12 protein-coding genes are annotated in these 11,990 nt (G+C 38.8%); 5 read left to right on the top strand and 7 right to left on the bottom strand.

All coding sequences use genetic code 11. From position 1 onward, the window contains the following. Positions 1–49 precede the first annotated feature (49 nt). Positions 50–976 (bottom strand): hydroxymethylbilane synthase, encoded by a 927-nt coding sequence (gene hemC / locus E4661_RS12835; protein WP_136467849.1) that lies wholly within the window; start codon positions 974–976, stop codon positions 50–52. Then, the gene (gene hemA, locus E4661_RS12830; RefSeq protein ID WP_136467848.1) at positions 973–2,229 is read right to left on the bottom strand and encodes a glutamyl-tRNA reductase; all 1,257 of its coding nucleotides are present in this window, start codon (positions 2,227–2,229) and stop codon (positions 973–975) included. The genes hemC and hemA overlap by 4 nt, the downstream gene beginning before the upstream one ends. A 210-nt stretch (positions 2,230–2,439) precedes the next feature. On the opposite strand from hemA, the gene E4661_RS12825 reads away from it, so the two are divergent. Both E4661_RS12825 and E4661_RS12820 read left to right on the top strand, forming a co-directional pair. After that, positions 2,440–3,318: a helix-turn-helix transcriptional regulator gene (locus tag E4661_RS12825; protein ID WP_136467847.1), complete on the top strand. Its 879-nt coding sequence runs from the start codon at positions 2,440–2,442 to the stop codon at positions 3,316–3,318. A 9-nt stretch (positions 3,319–3,327) separates the two neighbouring features. After that, a complete protein-coding gene (locus E4661_RS12820; protein ID WP_136467846.1) occupies positions 3,328–4,074 on the top strand; it encodes a ThuA domain-containing protein in 747 nt (248 codons plus the stop codon). Here E4661_RS12820 and E4661_RS12815 read toward each other — a convergent pair. Then, on the bottom strand, positions 4,060–4,908 hold the full coding sequence (locus E4661_RS12815; protein ID WP_136467845.1) for an N-acetylmuramoyl-L-alanine amidase-like domain-containing protein: 849 nt from the start codon (positions 4,906–4,908) through the stop codon (positions 4,060–4,062). The two genes, E4661_RS12820 and E4661_RS12815, sit on opposite strands and share 15 nt — an antisense overlap. 132 nt (positions 4,909–5,040) lie before the next feature. Here E4661_RS12815 and hemH point away from each other — a divergent pair, with 132 nt between their 5' ends. The 3 genes from hemH to E4661_RS12800 are packed head-to-tail and all read left to right on the top strand — an operon-like array spanning position 5,041 to position 8,605. Beyond that, positions 5,041–6,072 (top strand): ferrochelatase, encoded by a 1,032-nt coding sequence (gene hemH, locus E4661_RS12810; RefSeq protein ID WP_136467844.1) that lies wholly within the window; start codon positions 5,041–5,043, stop codon positions 6,070–6,072. After that, the gene (locus E4661_RS12805) at positions 6,073–7,452 is read left to right on the top strand and encodes an MATE family efflux transporter (RefSeq protein WP_136467843.1); all 1,380 of its coding nucleotides are present in this window, start codon (positions 6,073–6,075) and stop codon (positions 7,450–7,452) included. It begins immediately after the preceding gene. A gap of 52 nt (positions 7,453–7,504) precedes the next feature. After that, positions 7,505–8,605: a lactonase family protein gene (locus tag E4661_RS12800; protein WP_136467842.1), complete on the top strand. Its 1,101-nt coding sequence runs from the start codon at positions 7,505–7,507 to the stop codon at positions 8,603–8,605. Positions 8,606–8,610: 5 nt separating this feature from the next. On the opposite strand, the gene E4661_RS12795 is transcribed toward E4661_RS12800, so the two are convergent. The 4 genes from E4661_RS12795 to E4661_RS12780 form a co-directional block, all read right to left on the bottom strand. Beyond that, positions 8,611–9,894 carry an SMP-30/gluconolactonase/LRE family protein gene (locus E4661_RS12795; protein ID WP_136467841.1) on the bottom strand — a complete coding sequence of 428 codons (1,284 nt, stop codon included), beginning with the start codon at positions 9,892–9,894 and terminating at the stop codon, positions 8,611–8,613. A gap of 80 nt (positions 9,895–9,974) precedes the next feature. After that, positions 9,975–10,586, bottom strand: coding sequence for a hypothetical protein (locus tag E4661_RS12790; RefSeq protein ID WP_136467840.1), 612 nt, complete (start codon positions 10,584–10,586; stop codon positions 9,975–9,977). Positions 10,587–10,602: 16 nt separating this feature from the next. Next, positions 10,603–10,809, bottom strand: a complete 207-nt coding sequence (locus tag E4661_RS12785; protein WP_136467839.1) for a hypothetical protein — start codon at positions 10,807–10,809, stop codon at positions 10,603–10,605. Positions 10,810–10,898: 89 nt separating this feature from the next. Further along, positions 10,899–11,987, bottom strand: coding sequence for a TFIIB-type zinc ribbon-containing protein (locus tag E4661_RS12780; RefSeq protein ID WP_136467838.1), 1,089 nt, complete (start codon positions 11,985–11,987; stop codon positions 10,899–10,901). Positions 11,988–11,990 lie beyond the last annotated feature (3 nt).

Genomic DNA, 11,990 nt, shown 5'->3' with positions numbered 1-11,990 from the left:
CCCTCACCCTAGCCCTCTCCCCGGGGAGAGGGGACTATCAATCTTTATGTTAATGGAGAGCACTGTTTTCATTTCGTAGGGCCTCCATCAATTTATCTCCACCTTTATCCAAAACTTCTTTGGCACAAGCTTGTCCAAAGTCTTTGGCTTTTGAAAGTGGAAGGTTCTTTTCAATACCTATTTTTTCCGTTCCATCAAGCGAAAACAATACTCCTTTGAAATAAACCACTTGGTCTTTTATTTCCGCTAAAGCTCCAATGGGTGCGGTACAACCTCCCTCAAGCGTTCTTAAAAATTCACGCTCAATGCCTGTAGCAATTTCTGAATCAGAATGATTCAATTTTTTCAATGCATCCTTTGAAAAGTCATCGTTTTCTTGCGCGACTACGACCATTGCTCCTTGAGCCGGTGCCGGAACCATCCAATCGAGCACCATGGCATCCTTTGGAAGTAATTTTATCCGCTGTAATCCTGCTTGGGCAAAAATGGCACCACTCCAGTCGTTTTCTATAAGTTTTAGAAGGCGAGTATTCACGTTTCCCCTTAAATCTACCACATTATGGTGAGGAAATTTGTTCAACCACTGCGCCTTACGCCGCAAGCTTCCTGTAGCAATTGTTGAAGGTTCATCAGATTCTAAAAAATCCAATCCTTTGTGCACAAGAATATCATGGGTTATGGCACGCTCCAAAACTGCCACTTGAACAATACCTTTAGGTAATTGGGTGGGCACATCTTTCATAGAATGCACGGCAATATCAATTTGACCCTTCAGTAAAGCTATATCCAAGGTTTTGGTAAAGATTCCTGTAATTCCAAGCTCATAAAGTGGTTTGTCCAAGACCTGGTCTCCAGTAGATTTTATGGGCACTAAAGTGGTATCATAGCCCAGTTTTTCTAATTTGTCCTGAACTGTGTGCGCTTGCCACAAAGCAAGTTCACTATCGCGAGTGCCGATTCTTATGATTTTGCTCATTGGGAATCGATTTCTAATTGAAATACTTTTTGGATAAGTGCCAAACTATCCTCTGTATCGACTTCTGAGCTCTTTAAGTGGTTTGCGAATTGCTTGGTGATTTTTTGAATGATGCGTTCTGAGATTATCTCCGCCTGGTCTGGATTGAAATCGGATAGTTTTTTTGAGTGGAAATCAATTTCCTCGGCTTTCATGGTCTTCAACTTTTCTTTGAGCGCATTGATTACCGGAGCAAATTTTCGTGTCTCCAACCATTTTAGAAAATCTTTTTTAACCTGCTCGATGATAGCTTCAGCCTTCGGAACAAATTCCTTTCTTTTTGCCAAAGTATCGTCCGTAATTCTAGAAAGTTGATCTAGATGTACCAGTGAAACATTATCCAATTCCATCACATCGTCCGATACGTTTTTGGGAACTGAAAGGTCTAAAATCAACAATGGTTTTTTAGGGTAAATCAAAGCTTTGGAAACTGTGGGCAATTGTGCCCCTGTAGCTACCACAAGAATGTCGGCCTTTCTAATTTCAGTTTGAAGATCTCCATAATTTTTGACCGTGAGATGGAATTTTCCAGCTATGACCTCGGCCTTTTCTCGAGTCCTATTGATTAAGGTAATATGGGAATTGTTGGAATGTTTGACGAGGTTTTCACAAGTGTTGCGCCCAATTTTTCCTGTACCAAAAAGCAAAATGTTCTTTTCAGAAATATTCTGAACGTGGTCCAAAATATATTTCACTGAGGCAAAAGCAACCGAAGTTGCACCTGAAGACAGTTCCGTTTCATTTTTGATACGCTTGCTTGCCTGAATTACTGCATTGCACAAACGTTCTAGAAACGGATTCGCCATTTCGTGTTTTTTGGCGCGATAAAAACCTTGTTTTATCTGACTGATGATTTCAAAATCACCTAAAATTTGGCTATCAAGTCCAGTCCCCACTTTAAACATATGGGAAATGGCGTCATGGTTTTTATAGACATACGCAACTTCTTGAAATTCCTCAACACTTCCCTGGGTTTGATCACAAAGCATTTTTATCAACTGGAAGGGATGTTGCGCAAAACCGTACAATTCGGTTCGGTTACAAGTAGAAATCGCAAGAAGACCATCAATACCCTGCTCTTTGGCTTGGGTCATAATTCTATCTATAGCTGGAACATCCAAGCTGAACTTTCCGCGAACTTCGGCATCAGCTTTCTTGTAGCTGAGCCCAATGGCATAAAAAGAACTATGTTTTGAAATATGATAACTCCTCATAGGGGATTTAAAATCGGTCACAAAAATAACAGCACTATTACATAAAAAATAACGCTAGAGGAACTATAAATGTCAGTTCCTATACTTTTAGATGTGATTTTGTGTGAAAAATTTCAAAAACATTGCATTTATTGATATTTTTGATATTAAAGGAGTTAATTTAGAATTAATATAAATAGAGAATTATTGATTCTTTAATCTAAAGTTCGTATGAAAAATGTCGCCAAAGGTTCTTATGAAGAAATTTTGATTGAAGATGGGTTCTATGTGCTTAAAATTCAGAATGATAGTGAAGAAATTGCCGTTGTTGAACGGGAAATAGACAGCTCTTTTATCCAGTTTCACTTTTGTTTAATAGGAGGTTCCAAATTTCATTTTAATCAAGGAAACTATCAGCTTGAAGTATCGGAAGAAAACTCTCTGTTGCTTTATAATACGCAAAAAGATTTGCCGATGAACTTGAGCGTTGCACCCAATACATGGTTGTTATCGGTAATCATGACCATTCGAAAATTCCACTCCCTTTTTTCGTCCGAAGCTAGCTATATCCCGTTTTTGAGTGATGAGAACAAGGAAAAAAAGTATTATTCCCAAGAAGTAGTGACTCCCACCATTGCCGTAGTGTTGAGTCAAATTATGAACTACAACTTACATCATTCCATAAAAGAACTATATATAAAAGGAAAGATTTACGAGTTGATTTCTTTGTACTTCAATAAAACTCCGGATGCCGATTTGGAACAATGTCCCTTTTTGGCAGATGAGGATAATGTAAGACGTATAAGAATGGCCAAGGAAATTATGATTTCCCGAATGGCCGAACCTCCCACACTTGCCGAACTTTCCAAAGAAATTGGGCTGAGTTTAAAGAAGTTAAAGGAAGGATTTAAACAGATTTATGGGGACTCCGTCTATGGCTTTCTATTCGAGTATAAAATGGAATATGCACGAAAAATGTTGGAAACTGGAAGTCACAATGTAAATGAGGTGGGTTTAAAAGTTGGGTATAGTACGGCCAGCCATTTTATTGCCTCATTTAAAAAGAAATATGGAACCACACCCAAAAAATATTTAACTTCAAGCGCTTAAAACCACATCATGCGCTCCATAAAATTCTCCTTGATTCTTTTTTGCTTCGCATTTTTTGCTAATGCCCAAGAGGCCATTAAAGTGGCTCCAAATGCTAAAATGCCCGATTTAGTTTTGGTCTTTACAAAAACAGAAGGGTATAGGCACAAAGCCATTGAAAAAGGCGCCCGTGCCTTACGACAACTGGGAAGAACCAATGATTTTATTGCACTCCAAAGTGAAACAGCAGAGGATTTTAATATTCAGAATCTAAGGAATTTCAAATTGGTGATTTTTTTGAACACCACTATGGATATTCTCAACACCCAACAACAAAGAGTCATGGAACTTTACATTAAACGTGGTGGTAGTTTTATGGGAATTCATGCGGCGGCTGATACCGAGTATGAATGGCCTTGGTATGGAAAATTGGTGGGAGCATATTTCGAAAGTCATCCCGAACAACAACAGGCTAAAATCGATGTTGTGGATGGATCTCATCCATCAACTGCACATTTAAAAAATGAATGGTTGCATTTTGATGAGTGGTATAACTTCAAAAACCTAAACCCGAATGCCCATGTGCTGATGAGGTTGGATGAAACCAGTTACAAAGGAGGGACCAATGGAAACAATCACCCTATAGCTTGGTATCATGAATTTGATGGCGGTAGGGCGTTTTATACGGGTCTGGGACATACCGAAGCGTCTTATGACGACGACGATTTTAAACAACATTTACTTGGGGCCATTGAATGGTGCCTACGGAGAAAGTAAAGTTGGTCGTGCCACGATAATTCCAATATTGCTTTTTATTTTTTTAAGGTAATCTAAGAGGGGTTCTTGCGTAATTCTAACGGAACCTAAACTGGATGCATGAAGTAAATGGATTCTTCCATCTTCCTGACGAATGGCTATGCCTGTATGCGTTACATCCAACCCTTTTATGGAAGTGGCCAATGCGATAATATCTCCGGATTGGATCAAATGTTCGCTATCTTCTATTTGATTTTGTGGCAAAATGCAAAGGCTTTCTTGGGCCAGTTCAGTCTCTGCTTCAAGAATGGCATTATAGTTCTCATCCCGTTTTAAAAAAGGATACAAATCTCTATGTGTGCCCATGAAATTGATGGCCTTTTTGTTCTCAATTCCTCCAATATTAGCTGTAACATCCTCTACTAAACCCTTCTTCTTATTGTTTCGAATCCATTCTGTAAAATAATGTAAACGAGAAGGATACCCATTCAGCAAACCATCCCTATACCGAATGGTTTTTAATTTTTTTGTAAAGTGTTTAAAATCTGCTTCTTCCTCTTTTAGCATCCAGGTAAAAGCCAAAGCATTCTCTACAAATGTGGTACAATCAAGCCCTCTTAAGTTGATGACCAAAGTTTCAGTATCTCCTATTTCCAGTGTCTTTTCAACATAAGGCGTATCCAAAAAAGATTTGCCTACCGCAACAAGACTATCACCTAAATTTTTACCGTGTACGGCACTTAGCTCTGTAATTTTAACAACAAAAAGAGAGGAATCCGAAGGAGTGCATGTAATTTGTGCATTGCCAACCGCACAAAAAGCGAGAAAAAAATAAAATAGGATTCTTGAAAACATCGAACTGTCGGTTTGTATTTCGAAATTAGGATTATCTATGGAATTATAAAGAAACAAATTGAGGGAATCAAACATTAAATCAGCTTCAAGTAGTATTTTTACCGCTGCTAACAACAAACTATCCTCAGCGCTATGAAAGGAGTTTTATTGGTCAATTTAGGTTCTCCCGACAGTCCAACAGCTAAAGATGTGAAGCCCTATTTGGATGAATTTCTGATGGACGAACGCGTTATCGACACTCCAAAATGGCTTCGAAACATCATCGTAAGAGGAATCATCTTGCAAACTCGACCCAAAAAATCGGCAGAAGCATATTCCAAAATATGGTGGGATGAAGGTTCCCCTTTGATTGTTATTTCCGAAAGGTTTACCAAGAAAGTCGAAGAACATACGGACATACCTATTGCTTTAGGGATGCGTTACGGTTCCATGAGTATTAAAAATGCGTTGCAGGAGCTAAATGATAAAGGTGTAGATGAGGTATTGTTGGTGCCTCTGTACCCTCATTATGCGATGTCCTCCTACGAAACTGTAGTGGTAAAGGCTATGGAAGAGCAACAAGCTCATTTTCCTGAAATGAAACTCACTACGCTGCCTGCTTTTTACAGCAATGCGGATTACATAAAAGTGCTTTCCGAGAGCATTGCGGAAGGATTAAAAGGTTTTGAATATGACCATATTCTATTTTCATATCACGGGATTCCTGAAAGGCATATTCGAAAATCCGACCCAACAAAATTCCATTGTAAAATAGATGGAAACTGCTGCAAAACAAATTCCGTCGCGCATCACACTTGCTATCGACATCAATGTTATGATACCACAGAATTGGTGAAAGCGTATTTGAATCTCTCTGAGGACAAGGTGAGTTCGTCTTTTCAATCCAGATTGGGCAGTGACCCATGGCTTCAGCCTTTTACAGATTTTGAATTTGAACGCCTTGCCAAAGAAGGCATAAAAAAACTTGTGGTGATAACCCCTGCTTTCGTCAGTGACTGTTTGGAGACCTTGGAAGAAATCGCGATGGAAGGGAAAGAACAATTCCAAGAAGCCGGAGGAGGGGACTACATCCATATTCCGTGTTTGAATGATAATGATGCTTGGGTGTCTTTGATGGCCAAATGGATAAATGAATGGCAAGCCAAGGAAATTTTGCCCGTGTAAATGGCAAAAGTATCTTCAGAACAATTAGGGATTGAACCTATCGGCAAATTGCTGATCAAACAAGCCGTGCCAGCATCCATTGGTATTCTAGTGATGTCCTTAAACGTACTGGTGGATTCCATTTTTGTTGGAAACTGGATAGGTTCCATTGCCATTGCTGCTATCAATGTCGTACTTCCCGTTTCATTTTTTATAGCCGCTTTGGGGATGGCTATTGGCATCGGTGGATCTAGTATCATTTCGCGAGCATTAGGTTCTGGAGATAAAGAAAAAGCACTCAAAACATTTGGAAACCAAATAACTTTGACGCTTTTGGTGACCATTTCCATGGTGGCCTTGGGGCTTTACTTTGTTGATAACCTAATCCCTGCTTTTGGAGGTAAAGGAAATATTTTTGATCCCGCTAAAATCTATTACACCATTATACTTTACGGAGTGCCATTTCTGGCACTTTGTATGATGGGAAATACAGTGATTCGTGCAGAGGGCAAACCCAAATTTGCCATGGTGGCCATGATAATCCCTTCGGTTGGGAACCTGTTTTTGGATTATTTGTTTATCTACGTTTTTGATTGGGGAATGCACGGGGCAGCTTGGGCGACCACAGCAAGTTACTTGTTATGTTTCGGTTATATTCTTTATTTCTTTTTGTCCAAAAACTCGGAACTTAAAATTGCTCTTCCACATTTTGGATTGAACGCACCTATTCTCAGGGAAATCGGTGCACTTGGTTTTGTGACGCTTGCGCGACAGGCCGTGACCAGTATCACCTATTTGTTGATGAACAATATATTGTTCAATCTGGGTGGAGAGGCCATGGTAGCCGTTTATGCGATTATTGGCAGAATGTTGATGTTCGCTTTTTTTCCAGTTTTTGGGGTCACCCAAGGTTTTTTGCCCATTGCCGGATTCAATTACGGAGCGGCCAAATACAGTCGGGTTAAGGAATCAATTTACACGGCAATAAAATATGCCGCATTTGTAGCAACCCTGGTATTTGTTTTGCTTATGGTTTTTCCCGATTTCTTCACCGCCTTGTTTTTAAGTGATAAACCAAACTTACCAGCAGAGGAGTTGGCCGCCAATAGCTTTGTCTTGGAGCATGCACCTAATGCCATGCGCTTGGTATTCGCAGCGACACCCATTATTGCCTTGCAACTGATAGGTGCCGCTTATTTTCAGGCCGTTGGAAAAGCAATTCCTGCCTTGCTTTTGACGTTGACAAGGCAAGGATTCTTTTTTATCCCTCTGATTTTAGTATTGCCAAATTTTATGGGTGAGTTGGGAGTGTGGTTGTCATTTCCTGTCGCAGATGTATTGGCCACTCTAGTAACAGGGGCCTATTTGGTAAAGGAAATAAGGACTAAACTATCCAATTGACCTTATATTAAGGATAGGATTCTGTATTTTAGAGGCTTAATCACCTATGTCCATGAAAAAAAATATTTTCTATGCTCTATTAGCCACTCTGGCAATAACCTGTGTTGAACAACCTGAAAAAAAGCCAATGCACACTTTATTTGTTGGAACCTATACCGATGGAGATAGCGAAGGCATCTACAAATTTACTTTCGACACCAATACTGGTGAGTTAATGAATAAAAAATTGGCTGCGGTGTTACCTAATCCATCTTTTATAAAAATTGCTGAGGACAAGAAAAATTTATATGCAGTACATGAAACTGCAGATTTTGACAGTTTAGGAGGAGGAGTATCGGCTTTTAAATTAAAGAATGGCCAATTAGAGCTCTTGAATAGTATGGGAACCGAGGGAAAACATCCATGCCATGTAGCCCTTTCCGGTTATGGTTTCTTGGCAACCTCAAACTACTCTGGTGGAAACGTGTCCGTTTTTGCATTAAACCAAGATGGTTCGCTACAATCTAACCCACAAATGATCGACCATAAAGTTTTGGATACTACAAAAACCTCTCATGCACATATGGCCAAATTTGTTGGGAACGACCTTTTTGTTGCTGATTTGGGGCTGGATGCCGTTAAGCGATATAGCAGCATAAACAATCTTTTTGTTCCGGGGGACCAGGTTTCTTTGGATATGGTAGAAGGTGCTGGCCCAAGGCATTTTACATTTAGCAAAGATGGCAAACTACTTTATGTAATCAACGAGCTAAACTCTACAATTACCGTATTAAAGCAAAAATCAAACGGATTTTATAAGGAAATTGAAACCGTGAGCACTCTTGACCCATCTTTTGAAGGAAAAAGCTATTGTGCAGACATTCATTTATCCCCAAATGGAAAGTTCTTGTATGGGTCAAATCGTGGCGAAAATACCATTGTCATATTTGCAGTACATCCTGAGTCGGGAAAACTAAGTTTGGTAGGAAGGGAATCTGTTCGAGGAGATTGGCCACGTAATTTTACCATAGATCCTTCTGGGAATTTTCTACTGGTCGCAAACCAAAGAAGCAATAATATTACTATCTATAAAAGAAATCCCGAACAAGGAACTCTTGAATTCTTGAAAGAGGAAAAACTTTCGAGTCCGGTTTGTTTAGAGTTTTTGGAGTAAACCCATCATTCACATAGGTAGGTTTTATTATTAAAGTCAAATGAGATATCATCATTGGGACGAAGGGAACCGTGCCATGAATCTTTATACCATTTTTCAGGCTCATCATCCGCCCGATAATCTGCAGTAAAAAATGAAAAATCATCATTAAAGGTAATGACAATATCTCCTGCCCCATCAGCATCGTGCCACCTACCTGTCATCACATTACCATTTAATTTTCCCCAAACACTACCTAAGGCATTTTTCGGCTTCAAATAATAAGCTCCTGCAACTTCATCCTCATCAAACAGTAGGTCAAAACGACCAATTTCGGTGCAGTACCTTTTTGCGTGTACAGAGTTCTTATCCATTCCAAAATTTGAAATTTTCAACCGATAGTTTTCCAATTGGGAAGGATTGAGAATCGCAGTGTTTTCTTGATCAAGGTTGTCCAATTGTGAATCCTCCACAAAGTACATGGTGTTATCGTGCAAATCAAAAGTAGTTGGGATGTCAGATATTCGAGAAAAGCTGCAAAGCTTTTCTGTACTCATAATCTTGGATCCGTCTTCATTTAAAAAATATCGATAAACACCGTTCAGCTTGGCATCACGCCGACTGTTTACAATGGCTATCAAGCTATTATTGTAAAACTTCATCCCGTCAATGCCCTTGATGTCATTAGGCTGATTAATCAACGTTTTTGTATCAAGGTCCAAAATGCGAATCCCACTCGTGTAAGATGCTAGATAAAGAAGTTGATCATCTTCGGAGATGGTGATTCCATTAGAATGTTTAACCTCATCATTGGAATAAAAGATTTCCAGTTTATCCGTAGACGTATTTACTGTATAGATATTATTGCTTTCGGAATCGGTTATATAGATTTTTCCATCTGAACCGATAGCGATATCGTTGAGGTAAATAAAGTCTGAAATATTGAGAGGATAAGATTTGATCAGTTTGCCGGATGAAACATCCAACAATAACAAAATAGATTTATTGTTGATTTTTGGAAGAGTGTTTCCCAGTGCAAAGAGGGTATCTCCCTTAATGGTCATTCCAAACCCGGAAAGGTAACCAAACTCATTACTCTTAATAAAATTTTCAGGAGAGGAGCCGTCAAGATTACAACGAACAATTTTGTTTTTTGCTAAACTATTGATGTATACTTTTTTTGATTGGGGATGGATAGCGATTCCCTCGGGAATTAAATCTTTTTCAAAAGCCAATTCAACAGAATCATCACTTGTTTGGGCTTGAAAGGAAAAAGTAATAAATATGAATATCCAGTAGAGTGCCTTCATGCCTTTGATTATGATTTCTCAAGTTAAACCATAATTACCCTAAGGAATTAAAATTTATGTTAAACTGTTATAGAAGGTGCCTAAAGCCTAATTACTGAATGACCTTTTTTATCGTTTGACATTTTTTTAAGCGTTTCGGCATTTTTCCTAATCACTTCTTTTGCTCTTACGATGGCAAGTTCTAAATCATTCAACTTTTGTTCAATTGTCGCTAACTGTTTTTCCTTATTTAAGATTATTTCTGGGTTTTCTCCATTTTGCTTGGCGTTTCGCACTCTGTTTTTTGCTTTTATAAGTGCCTTTCTTCCAATGAGCAAAATTTCTTTGTCATATTCCAAGATATATTCAGAGTTTTTCAATTTTTCCGTCACCTGTTGAAGACGAAATTGACCGAATTCCTGTAGTGACATATCGTCTTTGTTGATTTTTCCTTGGTTGGGTGTAATGGTTCCTTCCATCCAACTCGCTTCGTCACGATTTGTACCATTATCAATACGGTCGTCACTCATATGGCCATCATTTTGATTTCTTTTTCTAACCTGTACCGGTAAAGGTCTAGGATTCAGTATTATTTTTCTTTTGATATGGGTTGTCATTTTCATTTTTCCAAAAGACTTTCCATTCGCATTGTTTGGTGCCGCAAAGCAAAGGACAACCATGAATAAAAAAGTAAATGTTGTTGTGGTTTTCATAGCGTATTCTTGAAGATTAAATACTGTCCAATTCCAAAATAACGCCTTCCAATTCTTTCGCTTTTTCGTTGACGGATTTGATTGTGGAGTCAATTGAAGTTTCAATGGCTTGAATATGTTCCAGTTTTTGATTTAAATCTTCTTGTTCTTTTTTAGTGTTTTTACAGGTGATGGAAAGTATACCAAGCACCAAAATGACGGGCTTTGTTGTTTTGGTAAACATAAAGATTGGTTTTTAGGTTGTGTTATTGATTTATTATTGGGACACAAAAAACCAGACGGGGGTCACTAAATGAGCGTAATTTAAAAGAGCTATCCTTTTAAAAAAATAAATAAGGCAAAAATTGAAAGTGCTATAACTACTGCGAGGAAAATCTTCCAAAAACTGTATGGTCGTGTTCCAGAGATTTTGCCATTTTCTCCGTTGATAAAGAAATTGTACTCTTTTCCATTATATAGATATGCACTTACATATACAGGGAGTAGAATGTGCTTAAAAGTCTCTTCGGACAGTTTCATGTCCATATGGGATACCCTTTGGGTATCACCGCCGATATCTTGTCGACACCATCGATCAGCAATGTTTCGAGCGACTTCTTTCGACTGTAAATGACCTTGCTTTAAAGGAATTGTATACTTTTCGGTAACAAAACCTGATAAGAAGCTACTATTGAAAGGTTGAAGTTGCTTTAAGTTCCAATGGGCAATTTTACTTGGGATTCTTCCCGAACGTTGCTTTGATGCTTCGATCAAAGTGTCATCTACAAAACCTGAAACATGACCTGAAGCGGGATACCATCGTGTTTTTCTAACACGTTGCGTTACCGTCTTCCCTTGGGCATTTTTAACTCTGCGAGTTTCGTAATAGTATTCACCTCGTTGTCCAGTATAAGAAGCAGAGAGTTTCGCATCAAAAGTCCAGTAGGGTAAGTACAGTCCTTTTGTGAATTGGGGGTCTAGGGCGGCTTTTTTTAATTTGTTGGGAGCCCACCATAAACGGTCTACCCATTTTTTGAAAATGAGAAAAGATTTTTCTTTTTCAACCTGAAAAGGAAGCACTGCACCTGGCAAGATCCATTCCTCTTTATAGGCATCCTCTATCACTAAAGGCATACTACAATAGACACAATGCAGTGACTTGTAATTCTCCTCTACATGTTGATTGGCACCACAGTTTTTACAATGAAGCATGGAAATCTCTTCACTGTGCTTTTGAGCACCCATTTCCTGTAAATAGGGGTACAGTTCCAGCTCCTCAAATCCGTTTTCATCAATTGTAATGGACTCTTCGTGGCCACAATATTCACAACTGATGTTGGTGGTCCCGGGTTTGTATTTGAGCTCTGCACCACAATTGACACAGGACTTTTTAAGTTCTGTTTTTTGAATTGATGGCTCCAAAGA

It is taken from the genome of Flagellimonas onchidii (genome assembly GCF_004804315.1).
GTDB lineage: Bacteria > Bacteroidota > Bacteroidia > Flavobacteriales > Flavobacteriaceae > Flagellimonas > Flagellimonas onchidii.
The sequence above is the reverse complement of the archived record's forward strand: the minus strand, read 5'-3'. Positions and strand labels throughout refer to the sequence as shown.